The following is a 23,344-nucleotide window of genomic DNA, read 5'->3' as shown; positions in this document are numbered from 1 at the left end:
GTCAATGTATCAAGATGATGGCTGAGATTACATCCAGTTGGCAGTGTTGTCTGGCGTGGCAGGGTGGTTGTCGTACCAGTGCTTGGCGATATCATCACGGCGGCATATCCATACGTCCGGCTTAGCGGTGATATATTGCAAAAATTGCTTTAGCGCTTTGATGCGTCCTGCACGCCCAATAATGCGGCAATGCAAGCCAATGGTCAGCATTTTAGGGGTATGTGCGCCTTCTTCGTATAAGGTGTCAAAGCTGTCTTTGAGATACTGATAAAATGGTTCAGCATGGGTGAACCCCGGGCTAGAAGAAAAACGCATGTCGTTGGTCTCTAAGCTATAAGGTATGACCAAATGTGGTTTACGCGTAATCATATTGCCGTCTTGAACCTTTACATTGAGCCAATATGGTAACTCATCACCGTATGAGTCAGAGTCATAGGTGTATCCACCTTGCTCGGCAACCAATTCACGAGTATTTGGACTATCACGTCCTGTATACCAGCCGAGAGGTTGACAACCGAGCATACGTTTAAATATCTGGGTAGCACAGCGAATGTGTTCGCGCTCAGTCTCACGGTACATATCCTGATAAGTGATCCAGCGTAGACCATGACTGGCAATCTCATGACCGTCTTCTAATACCCGCTCGATAATATGCGGTGTTTTTTCAGCAGCGGCGGCACAGGTAAACGTGGTGATAGGAATACCATAATCTTTAAAGACATCTAGCACACGCCATACACCGACACGGCTACCGTATTCGAATGCAGATTCAATAGACTGGTGACGGTTGTTAAATTCTGGTGTGCCTAAAATATCAGACAAAAAACGCTCTGATTGACCATCGCCATGGATGACGCTATTTTCTGCACCTTCTTCGATGTTTAATACAAACTGTACGGCGATTTTTGCGCCACCTGGCCAGTTCGCTTTTGGTGGATTGCCAGCATAGCCTTTTAAGTCGCGAGGATATGTGCTCAGATCAAAGTCACTGGTAATTTTTTTGCTCATTATCTATATTCCTATATCGCTTAGAGCCTTAAGTATTTATTAAAATATTGCTCGTAAAGGACAGTTATTTTTTATCAAAAATTAAAGTGATGATGCATAGGCCACGAGCTGTTGGCGCTCGGCATCCGTCAACTGAGTAATATTACCAAGCGGCATATAGCCAGTTTGTACCGCAGTGACGATTTTCGCTTTATGAATTTTTAAGTCTTCTGGTGTCTGCAAAATGATTCCTGCTGGCGGCGCGGCAAAGCCTTGCTGTGTTGGCTGCACCGCATGACAGGTGCTACAGCGCGTATGCACGACATCCATCATGGCGTCATCTGCTGATGCGCTCACTGGTACGGCTTCAGCAGTAGCTGCATCAGTGCTAATACTGTTATCAGCACTGTTAGTAGCATTGCTATTAGAACTGTTATTAGCATTAGCAACGGTATCAGTGCTTGAGTCAATAGTCGCGCTTGTAGCTGTAGGGGTGCTATCAGTTGTCGTAGGTGCTACTGAGGCAGTAGCAGGCATTGCAGGCGCTGGCTCAATCGGCTCAGGTCGCATCCAAATAATCAACAATACGGTTAATACGGCTGGAATAACCAAGTAACGTGGTTTTTTATGACCTAAGTGCTTTTGGTTAAAGTAATGACGGGCAGTCGCGGTAATGATACCGACGAAGACCAATACCAACCAACCTTTTTCATGAGCATACATCATTGGGTAATGGTTGCTGATCATGGTAAAAATGAGCGGTAGGGTAAAATAGTTATTCATCAGTGAGCGATTTTTGGCTTGTAATGCCAATTCAGCCACTTCTCTACCTGGTTTTTCACCGCGCCGCACACAGTCAACGAGTGCACGCTGAGCTGGCATAATACCGAAGAATACGTTACCTACCATCACTGTGCCCAAGATAGCACCGATATGAATAAACGAGGCGCGATCACTAAACAGCTGGTAAGAACCCCAGCTCGCGATGACCAGCAAAATAAAAATCAGCGTACTAAAGATAAACGCGTTTTTACCCAAATGACTGCGCACGATAACTTCATAAATGAAGTAACTGCCAAATAAGAAAAGCAAGCTGGTGGCAATGGCACCGATACTGGTAAAAGGCACTTTGCTTGGGTCGATCAGGTAGGCAGTTGCATTGGCATAATAGACGATAGACATCATCGCCGCACCCGTCAGCCAAGTGGTATAAGCTTCCCATTTAAACCAATGTAGCGTCTTTGGCATCTCTTCTGGCTCGAGTTTGTATTTGGCAATCTCATAAAACCCGCCGCCATGGACGGCCCAAAGATCACCTGAAATGCCTTTGTCTGTTTTCCACTGTGGCGGTTTGCGTAGGCTTAGATCTAGCCACACAAAATAAAACGATGCACCAATCCATGCGACCCCAGCGATAACATGAAACCAGCGGAAAAATAAACTCAACCATTCGAGAAGATAGGCGCCCATGTAATAAATGTCCTTTAATATGACAGTGTCTTAATAAAATGTCTTGGTAATTTCTTTTGATAGTATTTCTTTAAAACTAATAACCAAGCAGAGAGCTAAATAGCACCAAAGTTACGATCCGCGATAGGTACTATAACCGTGCGCACTAAGCAGGAGCGGTACGTGATAATGACTGGCATCGCTTACCACAAAGTCGATAACCACTTGCGGATAAAATGCTGTCAGCTGCTGAGCATCAAAATAAGACTGAGTATCAAACGTTACGGTATAGCGTCCGGTATCTAGCTGACGGTCAGTACTATCGATGGCTGTATCAAATTGCCAAGCGTCTGGTGTGACACGGCCATCACTATTGGTTGTACCATGCCCTAGTAATGTGGCGACACCATTGTCTTGTACGCGGTGTAAGGTAACGGCGACATCAGCGGCAGGTTTGCCAAGATGAGTGTCTAAGATATGTGATGATAGGGTGGCAGACATGATGCTTCCTTTGTATTCGTGAAAAATATAAATAGGGTGAAAATGCTAGTCTAACTCTGCGACTACTATTTGCTTGTCGAAGCATTACCTAGCAATTTAGTTAAACGTAGACGTGTAATTTTATTTTGCTCAGTGGCTGCATTTGCCAGTTCAGTAGCACGATCGTTAGGCAAGCGCGCTAATAGCAGATCTAGCATTTGCTGCGCGCTTTTACCCGTTGCAAAGACAATAAAAATAAAACCAAATTTATCAAGATAGTCTCGATTGCCTTTGGCAAGTGCTTCGAGCACCTCATCGGCTGCATCGTTAGCTCCTGATTGTTCATGTGCGGCGCTACTTTGTGTGTTGCGGTATTTTTCTTTTAGAGATGCCACGTTACCGATTTGCGGGTGCCCATCAAATGCTTCTAATAAGTTAGCCTCATCATTTTGTACTTTGTTCCAGATAGCGTCGCTACTTGCTAGCAGTGCGTCAAAGTCTGCAAAAGGGCGGGCGTCTGCAAGTTTATAAGCCCAGTTTTTATTGGTGCAGCAAGTCAATAGCTGAGCGATGGCGACTTCTTGTGATAAATCGTTGAATTGCGCTAAGGTTAAGCTCACGATGACATCCTTTTCTAATAGGGTAGCCCGCTATCTGTATCGGGCGATAAATGTTTGATAGAGGTTTATACCTTATGGTTATTTGCATAAACTTATAGGTACCAGCAGTAGTCTTGATAAGTAGCGGTTGCTTCAGCTTTATGGCTAATTTGATTAAGCTAGCAGCTACTAATTTGCTCAAAATCAAAAGTCGATAATCGATGTGTTCGTAGTCAGACCTTTGGCGCTTATATACGCTTTGCATAATTTCAAGTTATAGTGAACTGACAATATGAAACAGATTTGCTAAGGAAACACTGATATTTTAGCCGTCCAAAACGTCTGGCAAGAGGCAATTAATGACGGCGTGATTGATTTACAGTTCCCATTTTGCTAAAACCTGACTAATTGGTCAACTGTTTTATGCGAAATATTTTTATTTAACAGGTTATGCTGATCAAATCTATGTGTTTATATAAGAATACACAGCGAAATATAGTGACTATTTTGTCGAACCTGTCTCTTAAAGTGAGATACCACTGCTATGACTCAAAACAATCAAAAGGAAGAAACCTCAGTGACTGATACGCCCTCGCACCGTAGCCAACAAGCCATTCGCGCACAGAATCAAGCGCTTATCTTAGCGGCAGCTGAAGAAGAGTTTGTGCTTCAGAGCTATCGCGGCGCTACGATGCAGGGCATTGCCGATAGGGCAGGCTTGCCTAAAGCCAATGTTCACTACTACTTTAAAAATAAAAAGAATCTCTACATGGCAGTGCTACGCTCGATCATTCAAGAATGGAATGAAGGCTTGGTAACCATGACGGTAGATAGCGACCCAAAAACAGTCATCGAAAAATTCGTCCGTACTAAGCTACATCAGGCATTTGTCAATCCAAGTCGCCATAAACTGTTTGCGATTGAAGTCATCGGCGGCGCACCGCATCTGCATGAATTTATGTCCACCACGATGAAGGAGTGGGTACACGATAAAGCACAGGTAATGAAAGAGTGGCACAAGCAAGGCAAAATTGGGATTACTGATCCTCTACAACTACTGATTTTGATTTGGGCGACGACCCAACGTTATGCTGAATTCGAGATTGAGATCGTTGGATTAATGGATAAGACCGCTTATGATGCAGCAGATGAAGCACGTGCGGCAGATTTTCTGGTGCCTTTTATTCTAAGGGGCTGTGGCCTTGAATAATGACAAAGTACCTATTTGACAGGGTGCCTATTTAATAAGTCAGGTGCTTAATCAGCGAAGTGCACAGATTGTTTCTATTTTTCTGTGCACCTCGTTTACGGCGAAACACTTCGATATGTTCAGCTCTAGCTTGTGTTTAGCCTTATGCTACTTCTTGCGTTGGTTCTAAACCGTCGTCAGCATGCTGTGCTTTGGTATCAAACTCGATGCCATAGTTTTTGGGTAAAATCATATCAAGCGTAATCGCGACAATTCCTGACATCGTCACCGCTGAGCCAAAGATATTCTGAAAGAACTGCGGCGTTTGTGACAGTACGTCAGGGACAAAGGCGATACCCGTTGCCAGACCCAGTGAAGTGGCAATGATTAACACATTACGATGCGTGAATTGCACGGTAGATAAGATACGAATACCAGCAGTCGCTACCGTCGCAAACATCAGTAGCGTGACACCGCCAACGACAGGCTTTGGTAATTGGGTAAAAATAGCACCAAGGACGGGGAATAGCCCCATCAGGCATAGAAGGCCACCAACATAGAAACCCACGTAGCGACTGGCAATACCCGTCATTTGGATCACACCATTGTTTTGGCTAAAGGTCGTCACGGGGAAGGTATTGAATACCGCTGCAATTAGAGAGTTAACACCATCTCCTAATACACCGCCTTTGATGCGTTTCTCATAGAGAGGGCCTTTGATCGGTTCCCCTGATATCATTGAGGTAGCCGTCAGATCGCCTGAGGTCTCGATACTGGTAATGATGTACATAAAGGCAATAGGAATAAAAGCCTGCCAATCAAAACCAAAGCCATACTTAAAAGGAATCGGCACCGTAAAAAAAGCCGCTTCAGAAACCAATGAAAAATCGATACGTCCCATAAATACGGCAGCGACAAGGCCGAGCATCAAACCGATAAAGATGGCGCTTGAGCGAATGACTTTATTGTTGATGATGCTAATCAGTACGACACTTGCCAGCACACCACCGCCCAAAAGTAAGTTCGGAATACTACCAAAATCTTCAGCACCAAACCCACCTGCTAAGTCGGTCAGACCTACCTTGGTTAATGACAAACCAATCGTGACAATCACGCAGCCTGTAACAATAGGGCTCATAAAAGATTTGAGTTTGGTGATAAACTGACTCAAAAATATCTCAACAAATGCACCGAGAAAGGAAACACCAAAAATAACGGATAAAATCTCTTCTGGACCACCACCGCGGTTTTTTACCACAAACCCTGCCGTCAGTACTGCTGCCAAAAATCCAAAACTAGTACCTTGTAACGCCATGAGACCAGAGCCAACAGGACCTACTTTACGAGTCTGAATAAAGGTTGCGACGCCAGATACTATCAATGACATACTGAGAAGGTAGGGGATATGCTCTCCTAAACCTAATGTGCCACCTATGATAAGAGAGGGTGTGATGATACCTACAAACGCTGCAAGTACGTGCTGTATAGCACCTAAAAATGCTTTAATGGGGGTAGGACGGTCATGCAGTCTATACAGTAAATCGGTATTCGCTGGAACGTTTTCACTCATGGTGGTTTCCTCCTAAAATAACTGCTTAGTACCCGCTTGACTGTAGATATCAGACAATGTGGTAAATCACGAGATCAAAGTTTTAACCCAATCTTTGACTTGTTTTTTATCGATGTAAACAATAGGGGTACGCATCCGTCTGTAAGATAAATAATGAAAATAGCTAATATATGTTGGCTAATATTTGAACAAACTGACCAATTGGTCAGGTATATTTAGGGTATAGGTAAAATGCAAGTCATTGCAATGTTTTTTTTGGTACTAGTGCGTTTACAGGTTTGTTACGAAAGAGGGAGGGTTAGGTAACATTGAAAAGTAGATCAAAGAAGAGGGGTACTGACCATTGAGAACGAATAAATACTAAGATCTATCGGCAGCTCTATTGCTGTTTTTAATCAAAAAAAGCCCCAACCATAACGAATATGATTGGAGCTTTTTTCAACTTTGCTCAATAATTGATATCTATTCCACCATAACCAAAATTGCTACTTTAGTGGACGACCAATTATTTTGGGCTTGATGACCATACGGGTGAGCGGATAACGCCTTGTCCTGACTTACCAAACGCTTCGCCACCATTGAGGGACTTGATAGTCAGCACGCCTTTGCCGCCTTGGGTCGATGCGTAGACCACGCGTTTACCGTTTGGTGAGAAGCTTGGTGCTTCATCAATACCCGTATTGCCAAGATTGGTAGTGATCGCACCATTGCTATTCATAATAGCCGCTGAGCGCCCACTCAAAAAGGCAATTTGTGTACCGTCACTGCTAAACTGCGGGCTGGTTGCATAACCACCGTTTGACACTTTAGTGGTTTGTCCTGTGGCAAACTCGTAGCGATAGACTTGTGGCTTGTTAAAGCCAGTTTTATCACTGACGAAAACGAAAGATTTGCCGTCTGGTGCATAGCTTGGCTGCACTTCACTGCTCGGTAAATTAGTGAGCCTTCTAGGTGTACCGCCGCTGGCGCTCATCTCATAGATATCAGCGCTACCTTCAAAGCTGCTAGAGAATAATATCTTGCTGCCATCAGGAGAGAACGAAGGGCTTAGGTTACTACCTGAAAAAGGCGTCAGAGCAGTTGCACCGCCGCCACTGACGTTTTGCACGTAGATAACAGGATATGATTTTTCACGTTGTACCGAGTAGGCGATACGGTTGCCATCAGGTGACCATGCTGGTGAAAAAATAGAGCCTGCCACTTCAGTAATGGTTCTAGCGTTTTCGCCATCAGCATCCATTACTTTGAGACGAGAGACCTTTTGCTTGCCAGTTCCTGTTTCTTCAATATAAGCAATGCGCCCTGAGAAGTCCCCTGGAATACCAGTAATCAGCTCGTATACTTTGTCTGCGATGACATGACTAGCGTAACGCATGCTTTCTCTATTGTTGTCAGCAGTTAGGCTTTGCTTGCCTTCTATCACACGACCAGATTTGACATCGATGACTTCATAATCAGTGATTATTTTGCCACGATTGGTACGCGTACTGCCGACGACCAGATACGGTATGCCCATGCTTTGCCAAACAGGTAATGTACCTGTCAGCTCTTTACTACTGTGCGGCTGCTGCGGTAGATCTTGATTGGTTACTTTTAGCTCGGTTTTACTCAAGTCATTTAATACAATCGGTGATAAGACAGAGTCACCCGCAAACGATACAAACGCAACTTGGTTTTGCTGAACAGGAATCTCATAGTCCAATTCTAGTACAACAGGTGCAGCGAGCACGCTTTGCGATATCAGCAATGCTGAGGTACTGGCGAGTAATGAGACTAGTAATTTTTTGTGGGTACGCATGAGTAAATGGAGCTCCTAAAATTAGTATGATATTCATTTTTTATTTAATGAGACAAGCATCTAGATGAGGCAGCAACCTATGCGAGACAAGCCGCTTAACGTCACGTTACCAATATTATAAGAACCTAGCAACTGATTAATTGCTGCCTTTAAACTGTATGGTAAAAGTCGGGTATTTAGGGTCATCAGCATCAATCGGGAGACTGCCAGTATTGAGTACCGCTTGTCTTGCCGCTTCGTTGACCGTGCTATCAGGTCCAGAGGCGGTCACATTGATCACATCGCCATTTGCATTGACAGTGATGGTTAGGGTGGCACGTTGAGTAGAGCCTCGCGCAGCAGTAGGCGGCGTATAGTTACGCTTGATTAAATTGATAATTTCACTGTTGCTGGCACCACGACTGCCACTGGACGCAGAGCGGCTACTGCCCTTGGACGTACTAGAGGTTGACGTATCACCAGACACAGTAGACTGTCCATCTGATAGGCTAAAGGTTTTGCCTGCATTGCCAGAGCCGGCAGTATCAATCTCAATATTGCGATCGCTAGCAGTGGGACGTTTTATCTTTGGTGGATTGTTCTGCTTTTGACGAAATTCTCCCAGCCTTTTTTGTTCTTCTATGAGCTGATCACGTTTGCTTTGATCGACTTGGTCAAGCTCTTCCATAGCGGATTCGTCTAGTTGTGCTGCCCACTCAGCCATTTTGCGCTCATACTCTTGATTCTGCTCAAGCAGACGTTGTTGATGATCTTCGCTCATAAGTATGGGTTGACCAGCGGGCTCCTCAGATCGTGTAAATACAGGTACGCGCTGAGAGCTTGTCTGACTTGGATTTTGCGCACTGACGCTGCTACCAGATACTTCTGGCTGGGCACTACTGGATGAGTCGCTAGTGCTACTATCCATCTGCATTGCGCTGGCTGCTGCACGGTTGGCCAATATTTGTCCTTGCATTTCAGCAAGTTGCTCAGGAGATACCATGACCGTCTCAATACTACCAGCAGTCTCAACTTCAGTGGTTTGATAGTTATAAACCAGTATGCCGATGATAAGGCCATGCGCCAGTAAGCTTAGCAACGTCGGCAGTGTTAACCCGTTGCTTTCTGGTTCGGTAGGTACATAGACGGCAGGAGCATTATGCATGGTAAGGATACTCATGAACGTGATTTGTCAGATTGACTACTAGAATTGGCTATTATGATATAAGACATTTACTAAAGGACGCTTATCACTATAAAGAAGGTGTGGGTAGTGGCGCACCAGTCAGTAACCCAACTTTTTCGATACCTGCTTGTTGCAAGGTTGCCATGAGCGTCATGATGGCACCATACTGATTGTTTTGATCGGCATTGATCATTACCTGTACTGGCTCAGTGTTACTATTATCGCTCTGAGACTGTAGGTTAGATAATGTATTAATCAGCTCAGGCTCACTTACTGGCACGTCAACATTGCTTTCATAGCTGATAAAAATATCACCTTTATCAGTCAACGAGACAATCACAGGTAATTGGCTTTGACTCATGGTATTGGTTTGCTCTTTTGGCAGATCAACATCGACGCCTGTAATCAGCATCGGCGCTGTCACCATAAATATCACCAGTAGCACCAGCATGACGTCAATGTAAGGTACGACGTTCATTTCTGCATTAAGGGCTTTTTTTTCACGGCCGTAGGGGTTTGGTTTCATAGCCCTGTCACCTGACCTGCATTAACTTGGGTTTCTTTGCTAATAGGCGCTTGTACGCTGGTCTCACGCTGCAGCATGCCTGTCATCTCATCACAAAATAAGGCACGCGAGTCATATAGTCGGCTCGATTTTGCTGTGAAATGATTGTATGCCAATACCGCAGGGATAGCGGCAAACAAACCCATGGCTGTGGCAATCAGTGCTTCGGCGATACCGGGAGCGACAGAGGCGAGGGTAGCTTGCTCAGTTTGAGACAGTCCCAAGAATGCATTCATGATGCCCCACACTGTACCGAACAATCCGATGTACGGAGCAACGGAGCCAATGCTGGCTAGCGTCGTCAGTCCTGACTCTAGCAATTGCTGCTGACGACCTAGGCCGACGCGTAGCTTGCGTTCAACACCATCGATAATGTCATCTTTAGGTTGACGCTTTTTGTGCATTCTTAGGTATTCTGAAAAGCCCACATAAAAAATCTGCTCAAGTCCTTGACGATCAGGAGAACCCTGAATGCCTTGATATAGCTTGGCCAAGTCTTCGCCTGACCAAAACCAAGTTTCAAACTGTTGATCAAAGTTTTTGGCTGTACCAAGTCGCGCACTCATGCGAAAGATAATAACCCAGCTGAGTAAAGAGGCTAATAACAATAGTGCCATCACAATCTGCACCAATAGACTGGCTTGGGTAATAAGATCGACAATATTTAATGATTCAGGCATGTAATGGACTCACGAATAATTGATAACAGCTGGCTGGAATAGTGATATCCGAACCAGACAACCTCTAAACAAATACTATTTACTTTTTATTATTTAATACGCAGCACGTTTCTTTACTAAAAATTTGTAACTGTGCTTAGAAAAATGCTGCAACAGTAAGTATCGCGATTTAGGTATCGGTATAATAACCCCCTAGTTTACTTCTAAATGAGAGAAAGGTCATTATTAATGTGTTAAACGACTATTTAGTTGGGCTGCTATTGATTCATTCAATAGTTAGTTGGATAACATGAATAATGACCGAGCAAATACTTATCATCTAAAATGATTGACTCAAACCGAATATTACCTTAATGACGAATAGAAAGTAGTTTTTCGAATAGCGTAGGGCAGCATGGCTTTATGTGGCTTTTCTGGCCAATAGTCTTGAAGTCTCCCAAAATCGCATTTTGTACGAGATAGACATTATCAACGATTGAGTTTGTAAGATAACTGGTCTAATATGTTACGCTTTGTTACTACATTATTCTTATTGTGGCATCGTTATTTTTTCGCTGAGGTCATGTTTAATTTTAGGTAATGATGACTTTTTATTAGCCAGTCGGGGGCGACACTTATGAATGCAATTGAACGCTATTTTGGGATTAATGGTGAAAATACCACGATCAAAACAGAAATCATCGCTGGTATAACCACGTTCTTGACGATGGCTTATATTATCTTTGTCAACCCTAACGTCTTAGCCGATGCGGGTATGGATAAAGGGGCCGTATTTGTAGCGACCTGTATAGCAGCAGCAGTAGGTTGTTTCATTATGGGTATCTACGCCCGACTACCAGTTGCGCTAGCACCAGGTATGGGTCTTAATGCCTTCTTTACCTATGGTGTGGTGCTTGGTATGGGCTACGCATGGCAGACAGCGCTAGGTGCGGTGTTCTTGTCTGGTTGTATTTTCGTACTATTGAGTCTATTTAAGATTCGTGAAGCAATCATTAATGCCATTCCAACGTCTCTTAAAAACGGCGTAGTTGCTGGTATTGGTGCGTTCTTGGCGTTTATTGCATTGCAAAGCGCAGGCATCATCGTCAATCATGATGCAACCTTAGTTGGCCTTGGTGACATGACGTCATTTGGTCCTGTCATGGCTTCATTAGGTTTTGTTGTTATCATTGGCCTGTCTTATAAGAGAGTCCCAGGTGCGGTAACCATTGGTATTTTATTGGTTGCACTGATTAGCTTATTAATGGGCTATACACAGTTCACAGGTATCATCTCTTCACCACCTTCTATTGCACCGACGCTGATGCAATTAGACATTGCTGGTGCATTTGATGTGGGCATGATCAGTGTGATCTTTGCTTTCTTATTTGTCGATTTGTTTGATACTGCTGGTACTTTGATTGCTACCACTAGCCAAGCAAAATTAACGGACAAAGATGGCAATATCCCGAACATGGGCAAAGCACTACTCGCTGATTCAACAGCGACAGTAGCGGGTTCTTTACTGGGTACTTCATCGACGACCAGCTATATTGAGAGTATCTCTGGTATCGCCTCAGGTGGCCGTACAGGCTTGATGGCTGTTACGGTAGGTGTGTTATTCCTGTTCAGTATTTTCTTCTCGCCACTAGCGGGTATGATTCCAGCTTATGCAACGGCTGGCGCTATCTTTTATGTAGCCGTACTTATGATGGGTACCCTAAAGGATATTAACTGGAGCGACTTAACAGAAGCGGCACCAGTGGTCGTGGTATTGCTATTCACACCGCTTACATACTCTATCGCTGACGGTATCGCACTTGGTTTTATTACCTTTACAGCTGTAAAAGCAATTGCAGGCAAGTTTGCAGATATCAGTATCGCTGTCTGGATTTTGACTGCTATACTGTTGTTCAAGATTATCTTCCTATAATGTAAAGTGTAGTAAGACATTAGATCGTGTATTAAACAAAAAACCCTCTTTATCAGCTGATGATAAAGAGGGTTTTTTTTGTCAGCATTATAAGCCTATCGTCTTAATTTGAGCTCAGTATTCTTGGGGGTAATGTTTAGTATTTCTGATACCAGTATTAAGTAGGGTGATGCCAAACTATGGGCAATAGTAAACAAAAAAACGTAACCAAAGCGTCATGGCCAATAAAGTGCTTGTAAGTTATTGTTATTTAGATATATATTAATTTATGAAAATAATAAATTTCGTTAGTTTGAAAAAAACTTTCGTGATATTATAGCCGAGTTAAGCGCATCACCTCAATCAACGCCGTAGAGGTTTTTCTTACAGTGAATTAGCATCACCAAAGATGACAGATTTGTGATTATTAGAGCGATTTTTCGGTTCAATAAGGCGATATTTGGTCATCACACTCCTTTCACTACTAACAAGAAGAAGGCACTAATGCCGCTTAGCTTTTCGTTGTTGCCTTTGTATTGTTAACGTAGCCCGTTTAACAGTCGAACGACCTACTTAACCGTCTCCAGCCTATGCTGGATTTTTAGTTTTGTGATGGCGCCGTTTGGTCTTTTGATTATTGCTGTGAATATCCGTCAATAACCACTATTTTTTGATAGCGGTTATGAGCAGTTATACAGGACGATCAGACTTCCTAAAGCACCATTTATTATGGTTTTTAAACGATAGTTATGGAGTTATTATGAACCCAGTAGACCAGTTTACCCCGCAAGAGCCGATCTTGTTTAATCCTGTTGATATGCTGTCGCCTGAGTATCTCGCCCAGTCAGCAGAAGCGCTAAATAAGCGTATTTCGCCGCTATATAGCGCTGATGAAGAACGTTGGTTGTCTGAGTTGTTGCCACTTGCTAAACCCAGTATAGAAGAACGCGATGCTGCTGCTGAGCAAACGCGCAAACTGGTTGAGCACGTGCGTAATGATGGTAAAGCCGTCAAGATGGTTGATTCATTATTGCTGGAGTATAGCCTTGATACCCAAGAAGGTATCTTGCTAATGAGCTTGGCAGAAGCCTTGATTCGTGTGCCAGACAACTATACGGCTGATGCATTGATTCATGACAAAATGAGTGTGGCTGACTGGAAAAAGCACATCAAAAATGACAATGGCTTTATGGTCAATGCTTCTACTTGGGGCATGATGATGACTGGTCGCGTTGTCAGTATTGACAGCAGCACCACTGCATCAGGTTTCTTGGATCGCATGACTAAGAAGATGGGTGAGCCTGTCATTCGTAGTGCGATGCAAAAAGCCATGCGTATCATGGGCCATCAGTTTGTATTGGGCGAGACCATCGAAGACGCCAATAAAAATAGCCAGCCATATCGTAATAGAGGCTATACCTATTCATTTGATATGTTAGGCGAAGCGGCGATCACGCATAAAGATGCGGAAAAATACTTCAATGACTATCTACATGCGATCAGAGCTACGGCGAACGTAAAAGTCAAAGAAGGCATGCCAAAGCCGTCAGTGTCTATCAAATTATCAGCACTGCATCCTCGCTATGAAGCCACGCAAGAAGCGCAAGTAATGGGCTTATTGCGTCAGCGCTGCCTACTATTGATTGAAGCGGCACGTGAAGTCAATGTCGATATCAGTATTGATGCTGAAGAAGCAGATCGCCTTGAGATTTCTCTAAAACTGTTTGAGTCTTTATACCGTGATAATTTAACGGCGGACTGGGATGGTTTGGGTATCGTTGTACAAGGGTACTCTAAACGCGCTATCGCTGTATTAGCGTGGCTTGCTCGTCTGTCTACTGAAGTCGGTGATCGTATTCCAGTACGTCTAGTAAAAGGCGCTTACTGGGATACTGAGATCAAACTTGCTCAGCAAAAAGGTCTATCAGGCTATCCAGTTTGGACACGTAAAGAAGGTACGGATACTGCATACCTTGCTTGTGCGCGCTTCTTATTGTCAGACCATCTGCGCGGCCTAATCTGGCCACAGTTTGCGACGCATAATGCGCATACACTGTCATCAATCATGACCATGAGTGCACATAGAGACTTTGAATTCCAACGTCTGCACGGCATGGGCGATGCGCTTTATGATCACATTTTGCAAGCTTATGAGATTCCTGTACGTATCTATGCGCCAGTAGGTGCACACAAAGACTTGCTACCGTACTTGGTACGCCGCTTGCTTGAGAACGGTGCCAACAGCTCGTTTGTTCATCAGTTGCTAGACAAGTCTTACCCAATCGAAAAGCTAACAGTGCATCCATATGACAAACTGCTTGGTAATGCAACATTGCACAATCCAGACATCCCGTTACCGTTAGAGATTTATGGTGAACGTCGTGCAAGTTTTGGCCCTAATATCTTTGTGGAGTCACAATGGTTGCCGTTCAAGTCAGCTATTGATAGCCATCTACACAAAACATGGTCAGCAACCTCTATCATTAATGGTAAAGCTGTTGATACTTACGAAGTAAATGGTCAAACGAATCAGCTTGATACGCAGACTGTACTTGCGCCTTGGAACCACGAAGTTAGTGCTGGTAAAGTAACTTATGCCAACGCTGAAGTGGCTCGCCAAGCGATTGACGTTGCTGTTGCTGGTCAAGATGTATGGAAAAATGTACCAGCTGCTAAGCGTGCTGAGATATTACGTAAGATTGCTGAGCTATACGAAGAAAACTACGCTGAACTAATGGCACTATGCCAAGTTGAAGCGGGTAAAACCATGCAAGATGGCATCGATGAAATCAAAGAAGCCGTTGATTTCTGTCGTTTCTATGCTGACGAAGCAGAGCGTCTAGATGACGTCGTACATGAGTTCACAGACTTGGCTGGTAAGCAGTCTCGTCAAGTGTATAAAGCACGTGGCACTTTCGTTTGTATCAGTCCATGGAACTTCCCATTGGCTATCTATACGGGACAGATTGTAGCTGCACTTGCTGCAGGTAACACGGTAGTAGCGAAACCTGCTGAACAAACCAGTTTGGTAGCTCACTTTGGTGCACAGTTGATGTATCAAGCGGGCATACCTGCAGAAGCATTGCAATTGGTCATTGGTGCAGGCGACGTAGGTGGTGCTTTGACGGCTGCTGATAATATCGCAGGTGTGATATTTACAGGTTCGACTCAAACAGCCCAACGTATCAACCAAAGCTTAAATGATCATGCACAAACCAGTGGCGAATTGCCTGTCTTTATCGCTGAGACTGGCGGTCAAAACGCAATGATCGTTGACTCAACAGCATTGCCAGAGCAAGTCGTTAGAGATGCGGTACTATCAGCATTTGGTTCAGCAGGTCAGCGTTGTTCAGCTTGTCGTATATTGTGTGTACAAGAAGAGATGGCGGATGATTTAATCGAGCTATTGCAAGGTAATATGGCTGAGCTGTCTGTAGGTAATCCTCTATATGCTGCCACAGATGTAGGTCCAGTAATTGATGCGGATGCTAAGCATGGTTTAGAGGCGCACATCGAACGTATGGGTGCTGAGCCGACTGCTACTATTTTGGCACAGACGCCGATGAGCTCAAGCTCAGTCGTCAGTCAAGAGAAGTCTACTTTTGTATTGCCAACCGCAATTGAAGTAAAGAGCATCGATGTGATCGGTGGTGAGCACTTTGGCCCAATTCTACACGTACTGCGCTATCAAGCACGTGATTTGAATAAGCTGATTGATGCCATTAACAACACAGGCTTCGGTTTGACGTTAGGTATCCATAGCCGTATCGAAAATACTGTTGAGCACATTGAGCGTCGTGCCTTTGTCGGTAACACTTACATCAACCGTAACCAAATCGGCGCGGTCGTAAACGTACAGCCATTCGGTGGTTGTGGTCTATCAGGTACTGGCCCTAAAGCTGGTGGCCCGCACTATGTCGCGCGTCTGATGCAACTTAGCTCAGAAACAGTCAACGCTGAACAGTCAGCTGCTCATATGACAGCGACCGAAACCCAAACTACCACTCAAACAGAACTCGCATAAGGAGTAGCAACATGGCGACTGAATTCAAAAAAAATCATGCCCAGGTTTGTGAATCTTGGCGATTACTCGGCGCAGTCAACCGCGCAACGTATCTACAAGCAGCCATTCCAAAACTGGCATTGCTCACTGGTGATGCCAATAAAGCAAAGCGCTTATTCAACCATTTGTTGAGCGCTGCGCCTAGCTTGGATGAGATGCATCGTATGACAGGGGCAACAGGCGAGTCAAATGACTTGTATGTTACTGGTCGTGGTAAAACCATGGTCATCGGCGGCGAAACTGCTAGAGCTATGGCAGTATTAGGTCAGCTTATCGCGGCATTGTTGACAGGTAATGAAGTTATATTGCATTGCCCAAGCCAAGATGAGATGTGTAATGAAGCTGCTAAGATACTGCACGACACAGGTATCAGCGAAGATGTCTTGAGTGTGGCTAACGATTCGCAAACTGTGACACTTTTATATATCGATCGTCTAGCACAAGTGGCTGTCTCTGGTAGCCGCAGCGAGGTGCAAGCTATCAGTCAAGAGCTTGCCAATACTGACGGTATTTTGACACAGGTTATCAGTGTCACTGATATGGAAGGCTTGTCAGAAATGCTGACGCCTGATTATCTGCATCGCTTTGTCACTGAGCGAGTCAAGACTATCAATACCACAGCAATCGGTGGTAACGCGAGCTTGCTTGAGCTTGGTACAGAGTAGAATCAATGCAGTAATTACGAATCTGCTTAGCTTTTATATCAACTTTTATAAAGGCTAAGCGATATTTGGTAATGCTCTAACTATCAAACTAGTAATTGCAAAAAACGTATAAGAAAAAACCGCTATCTGAGTAATTTTAGATAGCGGTTTTTTTGTTTACGTTGTTTAACTGAAGTTTGATAATGAGATTTTATTCAGCCACATCCACCCATACCCAACCGTTCTCTAGCCATTCGCTCAAATCATCTGCATCCACATCGGTGACATCGCTATGCTGTAATGCTTCACCATTGGCCAAGCGTACCAATACTGCTATCGCCGCTTCATCAAGCCCGTCGATACGTTGACCATTAGCATACAGTACAGTGCCATCACCGGTCTGGCTATAGAGTAGGCGGTTGCTATAGTCTGCCTGCAATGTGGCTCCTTCTGATAGGGCTTGCATAAGCTCATCGGTATCTAACATCTCTTCTGGCATCAGCGCATCATATTGGCGTTTACTAACCACTTCAGAAACTGCTTGGCGAATCATATCATCACCACGATCAGATTGTAGCATCTCTAGCAATTGCGCCTTGATAGCGGCTATACTATCTGCTTGCAATTCACCTGACGCTTGTAGCGCTTGCGGTAGTAGCATCGGGATAAATAACTTGCTGTCATTGGTCGCAATATCGGCCACGCTATCGATGATTTGCATCAGGTTTGGACGGCGGCAACCAAACGAGAAAGTCAGACAGTCGTCTTGTGCTACACCGAAATGTGATAATTTCGGTGGTACATAAAGGACATCACCCGCTTCTAGTATCTCATCAAAAATAAGCTCGCCCATGTCGTCAAATAAACGCAGAGGCTCATCAGCAACAAACTCTGTCTGGTCATCACAGAATTTGCCCAACTGCCAACGTCTAGAGCCATAGCCTTGTGCCAAAAACACATCGTAGTCGTCATAATGCTTACCGACCGAACCACCTGCTGGCGCATAAGAGACCATGATGTCATCGCGCTGCCATTGCGGAATAAAGTCAAATGCTTGCCACAACTGACCAAGCTCTGGCGACCATTGCTCAAGATTTTGTACCAATACAGTCCATTGCTCTGGCAAGTTTTCAAAATCTGTTTCATTCAGTGGGCTTTTTTTGAGTTGCCACTGTGCCTGACCTTCTTGTTTACTGGCTGCTTGAGTCAGCAGTCTTGCGCTAGCATCTTCTTCAAGCGCAAGACCAATCATGTCATCTGGTTCAAACATGTCAATTAGCTGCGGCAACCCTTGCTTGATAAGCAGTGGCTTCTTTTGCCAGTATTCAGTCAGGAATTGCTCAGGCGTGATAGAGTCGGGTAAACAAAGAGGAATAGAAATCATTGATAAATCCATATTTTGGCAGTGTACAAGATTAATAATAAAGGATGCTATATAGGGGGATTTTAATAGTTTAAGATTGTCATCTATTTGATGTCTATTATTTTGGTAACGTTTATATAGTACATATAAGCAATAACGATTATCAAAATAATAGCTGTCATCAGAGCATCCACTCAATCGTAGGAACGTTATGAAAAAGCTACATTTTGTTGTCATCATCGCTAGCGTGTTTTTGCTACAAGCCTGTGTCCATAAAATCGTCACAGTACCCGCAAAAATCGCTTATAAAACTACCAAAGGCGTGGTTAAAGGAACCGTTGCTGTGGGTAAAGCCATCATACCGGGCGACAGTGATGACGATGATGATACAAAATAAAACCTTACTTATCGACTATGGGTTTTGAATCAAAAGCAATCGAATCAAAACCAGTCATAGTGTTCAAAGTAAGGTTACTGTTTATTCAGATAATAGCTATTAAGATAACAACTTAATAAGATAAAAGTGCTAGCAAGATAGGAGCGAGTAAATAGTACTGGGCGCTCCTACCTTTCTAGTCCGATCTTATTATCAGTATGTTCTTATCAGTTATTAAAGCTTGGCAATCCACTCTTTAATAGCGCGTGCTTGCTCAGCGGCATTACCGATATAAGTAGCAGGCGTCAATGCACGCAAGCGTTCTTTATCCGCATTACTAACTGCCGATAGCTCATCGCTTTCGACAAACGTTAGCATGGCTTCACGAGTCATGGCATTACCACGAGTCAAAGCTTTTAGCTTCTCGTATGGGTTTTCAACACGGTAGCGACGCATGACCGTTTGAATCGGCTCTGCTAACACTTCTTGCGCTTGATTCAAATCATCATTTAAACGCTGTGCATTTAGCTCAAGTTTACCCACGCCTTTTAAACAAGCATCAAACGCAATCATGCTCTGTGCTAGGCCAACACCGATATTACGCAGCACCGTCGAGTCAGATAGGTCACGCTGCATACGTGAAATTGGTAACTTCTCACCCAAATGTGCCAACATCGCATTGGCAACGCCCAAGTTACCTTCAGAGTTTTCAAAGTCAATTGGATTAACTTTATGTGGCATAGTAGAAGAGCCAACTTCACCGTCTTTTAGGCGCTGTTTAAAATAGCCTAAGCTAATATATTGCCAAATATCACGGTTGAAATCGATCAAGATTGTATTGAAGCGCTTAACGGCATCAAACAATTCAGCGATATAGTCGTGTGGCTCAATTTGAGTGGTGTAAGGGTTAAATGTTAGCTCTAAACGCTGATTGATAAACGCTTCAGCATGGCTCTGCCAGTCGACATCAGGGTACGCTGAAAAATGCGCATTATAGTTACCGACTGCGCCGTTGATTTTACCTAATAGCTCTACTTGATTGATTTGCTTGATTTGACGGGCTAGGCGATAGGCTACGTTTGCCATCTCTTTACCAAGTGTCGTTGGACTGGCTGTCTGACCATGTGTACGTGATAACATTGGCTGATCAGCGTGAGCAATAGATAAGTCAACGATGCTATCAGTCACTTGCTGCATTTTGGCAACGACTAGCTCGCGGCTGTCTTTGAGCATCAATGCATACGATAAGTTATTGATATCTTCACTGGTACAGGCAAAGTGAATAAACTCAAGTGAGTCAATCAAGGCATCCTGACCACGGAACTTGTCTTTGATAAAGTACTCAACCGCTTTTACATCATGATTGGTCGTCGCTTCGATGTCTTTGATAGCTTGAGCATCTGCTTCGCTAAAGTCATCAACGATTGCATTCAAAAAAGCGTTAGTCTGGTCATCAAATGCTGCTAATTCACCAATTGCGCTGTTGTCAGCTAAAGACTGCAACCAGCGAATCTCTACCGTAACGCGAGCTTTGATTAGACCAAATTCAGATAAATAAGGACGTAAGCTGTCAGCCTTTGATGCGTAACGACCATCAATTGGAGAGAGAGCGGTAAGTGGGGTCATGGTTATGCCTCAGTAGTTATGAAATAAAAAACTGCAAGAGTCTAGATAAAAAATTACCATATAAAAAACGACGTCGAAATCGTTGCGCGTAATATAGCAGAAATATGATATTAAAAAAGCGGTCTATGCAAATAAAGCGATGTTGACGCTCGTTAAAATTATGTTATTCACTGCGTCAACATCTGTGCTTTAGGTTGGGTCTTAGGAAGTAATTAAAATCCGCAAGGTGCATCGATAGATTCAATCACGCCGCCGCCCAGACATACTTCATCGATATAAAATACTGCTGACTGACCAGGGGTGACGGCGCGCTGTGGCTCATCAAATACCACGCGCACTTCGCTGCCATCAGCATTGGTCGCAAATACGCGACACGCTTGATCTGGCTGGCGATAGCGAGACTTTTCCATACAGGCTAGGCCTTCGTCGCTAAATACATCCGCAGGCGGTAGACCGTCGATCCAATCGAGCTTATAGGCTTTTAGCTCGTTGCTCATTAGCATGGGATGTTCATGCCCTTGACCGACGATTAAACGGTTTTTCTCTAAGTCTTTGGCCAATACAAACCATGGTTCTTCAGGACGGTCTTTAACACCGCCAATACCGATGCCGCCACGTTGACCCAATGTGTAATACATGAGGCCATCATGAGTACCGATGACTTTATTATCATCAGTAAGTATCTCGCCTTTTTGAGCAGGCAGATATTGCTGTAAGAAGTCTTTAAAGCGGCGCTCACCAATAAAACAAATACCCGTAGAGTCTTTCTTTTTAGCCGTCGCTAGGTCATGCTTTTCAGCTATCTGACGTACCACTGACTTTTCAAGCTCACCAACGGGAAATAGCGTTTTGGCGATTTTGTCACCGCCAACCGCATGCAAGAAATAGCTTTGGTCTTTATTATTATCAAGACCGCGTAAGAGCTGTGCAACCTCGTCACCTTCGGCATTGGTATAATTCACACTGCGACGCGTATAGTGACCGGTCGCGATATAATCTGCACCAAGCGTCAACGCATAGTCCAAAAACGCTTTAAACTTGATTTCTTTATTGCACAAGATATCAGGGTTTGGGGTACGTCCTGCTTTATATTCCGCCAAAAAGTGCTCGAATACGCGATCCCAATATTCCATAGCAAAGTTGGCCGTGTGCAGCTTCATACCGATTTTGTCACATACGGCTTGCGCGTCTGCTAGATCATCCATCGCCGTACAGTATTCGGTGCCGTCATCTTCTTCCCAGTTCTTCATAAACAAGCCTTCGACCTTGAAGCCTGCCTGCTGAAGTAGAACGGCTGATACAGAAGAATCGACCCCACCTGACATACCGACAATCACATGCTTGGTGCTAGGATTTTCGACATCAGCAAGTGTTAAAGGGCAATGAGCATTAAAAGACTCAGAAACGGTTGTGCTTGAGGTATTTTGTATGGCTGACATAAAACGGCTCAACTATTTATACGTTATCCAAAGTACATGCCGACGCCAAGTGTTATGCAATCACTACAATACGTAGTCTCAGTACAACAACGTCAGCTTGTCTTTTGGATCTGGTATTATGATAAAATAAACGTCATATTATACCAGTTAATTGAAACTGGTGGCGACCGATGGTGTCTGGCTACTAGTAAAACCGCTTTGAAAATTCAGATAGTGGTTTTGAATTATTTTAATCACCTTTAACTCATCTTGGAATAATAATGATAAAAATTGGTCAAGGTATCGACGTTCACGCTTTTCATAATAATGGTCAGCAGCAGCAATATGTCATTCTAGCGGGCGTGCCTATTGAGCATACTCACAGTTTGCTCGCACACTCTGATGGGGATGTGGTCTTGCACGCACTTGCTGATGCGCTACTTGGTGCATTGGCGCTTGGTGATATCGGGCAGCATTTTCCCGATACCGATGCGGCACATGCTGGATTGGATTCACGAGTACTGCTGCGTTATGTTTATAGTAAAGTGCAAGAGGCTGGTTATAGCCTAGGTAATGCTGATATTACCGTGATGTGCGAGCGGCCAAAGTTAGCGCCGCATAATCTAGCCATGCGCGCTAATATCGCTAGTGACCTGCAAACAGATATTAGCAATATCAGTGTGAAAGCGACCACGACTGAAAAATTGGGATTTACGGGTCGTCAAGAGGGCATCATGGCCAATGCCGTGGTATTATTAGTCCCTAATGCTATCGAACCTACATAGATTGAAATTCGTGCTTGTAATACAGCGGCAGTCGCCCCATGTATCAGCCACGTCTTTATACAATTATTTAATATAAATAATCATTTTAATGAACCGCTTTATCAATAGGAGCTTTTATGAGTGAGCAAACCCCAAACACTGCTGCAAACGACGTTGAACAATTGATCCGTGATCAAATCCGTGACAATAAAGTTATTATCTACATGAAAGGCACACCGCAATTTCCACAGTGTGGCTTTTCAGCGCGCTCTATCGAAGTGTTGACTCAGATTGGTCGTCCATTTGCGTTTGTAAACATTTTAGAAAACCCAGAAATCCGTGCAACGTTGCCAAAAATCGCTAACTGGCCAACGTTCCCGCAGTTATGGATTGATGGCGAGTTAATGGGCGGATCAGACATTATCTTGCAAATGTATCAATCAGGCGAGTTAAAGCCATTGGTTGAAGCAAACAGCCCTGCTGCTTAATACTTGAAAGTGCGAATTGGATGTCTTTAATGTCCAATTAGCCTTTGCAGGATACAAGCACAGCAAACCCAGATAGTCATGTGATGGCTATTTGGGTTTTTTATTGTCGCTATTAGTGTTGTTAGTAGCGTATTTATTATTGTCCCCATTAGTATTTCCACTCGCGTATGTCATTAGGCTTCGTTGTTTTTATAGGATTTACCCCCATATAGTGTCCAAGATATCAGCG

The 23,344-nt window shown here is 44.0% G+C and carries 19 protein-coding genes; 7 read left to right on the top strand and 12 right to left on the bottom strand.

Going from position 1 to position 23,344, the window contains the following annotated elements:
- Window positions 1-27: 27 nt before the first annotated feature.
- The 4 genes from puuE to uraD form a co-directional block, all read right to left on the bottom strand.
- Window positions 28-1,008, bottom strand: coding sequence for an allantoinase PuuE (puuE, locus tag Q0788_RS02855; protein ID WP_298807728.1), 981 nt, complete (start codon window positions 1,006-1,008; stop codon window positions 28-30).
- Window positions 1,009-1,089: 81 nt separating this feature from the next.
- Window positions 1,090-2,457 carry a urate hydroxylase PuuD gene (locus Q0788_RS02850; RefSeq protein ID WP_298807726.1) on the bottom strand — a complete coding sequence of 456 codons (1,368 nt, stop codon included), beginning with the start codon at window positions 2,455-2,457 and terminating at the stop codon, window positions 1,090-1,092.
- A gap of 111 nt (window positions 2,458-2,568) precedes the next feature.
- On the bottom strand, window positions 2,569-2,937 hold the full coding sequence (gene uraH, locus Q0788_RS02845; protein WP_298807724.1) for a hydroxyisourate hydrolase: 369 nt from the start codon (window positions 2,935-2,937) through the stop codon (window positions 2,569-2,571).
- A gap of 65 nt (window positions 2,938-3,002) precedes the next feature.
- Complete coding sequence (gene uraD, locus Q0788_RS02840; RefSeq protein ID WP_298807722.1) at window positions 3,003-3,536, bottom strand: 2-oxo-4-hydroxy-4-carboxy-5-ureidoimidazoline decarboxylase; 534 nt, start codon at window positions 3,534-3,536, stop codon at window positions 3,003-3,005.
- 523 nt (window positions 3,537-4,059) lie between these two features.
- On the opposite strand from uraD, the gene Q0788_RS02835 reads away from it, so the two are divergent.
- Window positions 4,060-4,725 (top strand): TetR family transcriptional regulator C-terminal domain-containing protein, encoded by a 666-nt coding sequence (locus Q0788_RS02835; protein WP_298807721.1) that lies wholly within the window; start codon window positions 4,060-4,062, stop codon window positions 4,723-4,725.
- Between the two features lie 142 nt (window positions 4,726-4,867).
- On the opposite strand, the gene Q0788_RS02830 is transcribed toward Q0788_RS02835, so the two are convergent.
- From Q0788_RS02830 to tolQ, 5 genes are all read right to left on the bottom strand, one after another.
- Complete coding sequence (locus tag Q0788_RS02830) at window positions 4,868-6,274, bottom strand: nucleobase:cation symporter-2 family protein (protein WP_298807720.1); 1,407 nt, start codon at window positions 6,272-6,274, stop codon at window positions 4,868-4,870.
- 505 nt (window positions 6,275-6,779) lie between these two features.
- A complete protein-coding gene (locus Q0788_RS02825; protein ID WP_298807719.1) occupies window positions 6,780-8,072 on the bottom strand; it encodes a translocation protein TolB in 1,293 nt (430 codons plus the stop codon).
- Window positions 8,073-8,208: 136 nt separating this feature from the next.
- On the bottom strand, window positions 8,209-9,231 hold the full coding sequence (locus Q0788_RS02820) for a cell envelope integrity protein TolA (RefSeq protein ID WP_298807717.1): 1,023 nt from the start codon (window positions 9,229-9,231) through the stop codon (window positions 8,209-8,211).
- A 73-nt stretch (window positions 9,232-9,304) separates the two neighbouring features.
- Window positions 9,305-9,763, bottom strand: coding sequence for a protein TolR (gene tolR / locus Q0788_RS02815; protein ID WP_191115155.1), 459 nt, complete (start codon window positions 9,761-9,763; stop codon window positions 9,305-9,307).
- Window positions 9,760-10,482 (bottom strand): protein TolQ, encoded by a 723-nt coding sequence (tolQ, locus tag Q0788_RS02810; RefSeq protein ID WP_057759620.1) that lies wholly within the window; start codon window positions 10,480-10,482, stop codon window positions 9,760-9,762. The genes tolR and tolQ overlap by 4 nt, the downstream gene beginning before the upstream one ends.
- A gap of 616 nt (window positions 10,483-11,098) precedes the next feature.
- Here tolQ and Q0788_RS02805 point away from each other — a divergent pair.
- From Q0788_RS02805 to Q0788_RS02795, 3 genes are all read left to right on the top strand, one after another.
- Window positions 11,099-12,394, top strand: a complete 1,296-nt coding sequence (locus tag Q0788_RS02805; protein ID WP_101204806.1) for an NCS2 family permease — start codon at window positions 11,099-11,101, stop codon at window positions 12,392-12,394.
- 739 nt (window positions 12,395-13,133) lie between these two features.
- Window positions 13,134-16,397: a bifunctional proline dehydrogenase/L-glutamate gamma-semialdehyde dehydrogenase PutA gene (gene putA / locus Q0788_RS02800; RefSeq protein ID WP_298807714.1), complete on the top strand. Its 3,264-nt coding sequence runs from the start codon at window positions 13,134-13,136 to the stop codon at window positions 16,395-16,397.
- A gap of 11 nt (window positions 16,398-16,408) precedes the next feature.
- Window positions 16,409-17,101: a 1-pyrroline-5-carboxylate dehydrogenase gene (locus Q0788_RS02795; RefSeq protein ID WP_101204808.1), complete on the top strand. Its 693-nt coding sequence runs from the start codon at window positions 16,409-16,411 to the stop codon at window positions 17,099-17,101.
- 190 nt (window positions 17,102-17,291) lie between these two features.
- On the opposite strand, the gene Q0788_RS02790 is transcribed toward Q0788_RS02795, so the two are convergent.
- Window positions 17,292-18,464, bottom strand: coding sequence for a cupin domain-containing protein (locus Q0788_RS02790; protein ID WP_298807712.1), 1,173 nt, complete (start codon window positions 18,462-18,464; stop codon window positions 17,292-17,294).
- A gap of 190 nt (window positions 18,465-18,654) precedes the next feature.
- On the opposite strand from Q0788_RS02790, the gene Q0788_RS02785 reads away from it, so the two are divergent.
- Window positions 18,655-18,840 (top strand): NF038104 family lipoprotein, encoded by a 186-nt coding sequence (locus Q0788_RS02785; RefSeq protein ID WP_298807710.1) that lies wholly within the window; start codon window positions 18,655-18,657, stop codon window positions 18,838-18,840.
- Between the two features lie 213 nt (window positions 18,841-19,053).
- On the opposite strand, the gene purB is transcribed toward Q0788_RS02785, so the two are convergent.
- Together purB and mnmA are read right to left on the bottom strand one after the other, a co-directional pair.
- Window positions 19,054-20,445: an adenylosuccinate lyase gene (gene purB / locus Q0788_RS02780; protein WP_201547321.1), complete on the bottom strand. Its 1,392-nt coding sequence runs from the start codon at window positions 20,443-20,445 to the stop codon at window positions 19,054-19,056.
- Between the two features lie 212 nt (window positions 20,446-20,657).
- Complete coding sequence (gene mnmA / locus Q0788_RS02775) at window positions 20,658-21,884, bottom strand: tRNA 2-thiouridine(34) synthase MnmA (protein WP_298807707.1); 1,227 nt, start codon at window positions 21,882-21,884, stop codon at window positions 20,658-20,660.
- 260 nt (window positions 21,885-22,144) lie between these two features.
- On the opposite strand from mnmA, the gene ispF reads away from it, so the two are divergent.
- Window positions 22,145-22,648, top strand: a complete 504-nt coding sequence (ispF, locus tag Q0788_RS02770; RefSeq protein WP_179797303.1) for a 2-C-methyl-D-erythritol 2,4-cyclodiphosphate synthase — start codon at window positions 22,145-22,147, stop codon at window positions 22,646-22,648.
- 116 nt (window positions 22,649-22,764) lie between these two features.
- Window positions 22,765-23,115, top strand: coding sequence for a Grx4 family monothiol glutaredoxin (gene grxD / locus Q0788_RS02765; protein WP_057759647.1), 351 nt, complete (start codon window positions 22,765-22,767; stop codon window positions 23,113-23,115).
- The last annotated feature ends 229 nt before the right edge of the window (window positions 23,116-23,344 follow it).

Source organism: uncultured Psychrobacter sp. (assembly GCF_947500265.1).
Classification (GTDB): Bacteria; Pseudomonadota; Gammaproteobacteria; order Pseudomonadales; family Moraxellaceae; genus Psychrobacter.
Note: the sequence above shows the minus strand (reverse complement) of the source record. Positions and strands in the feature narration are given on the sequence as shown.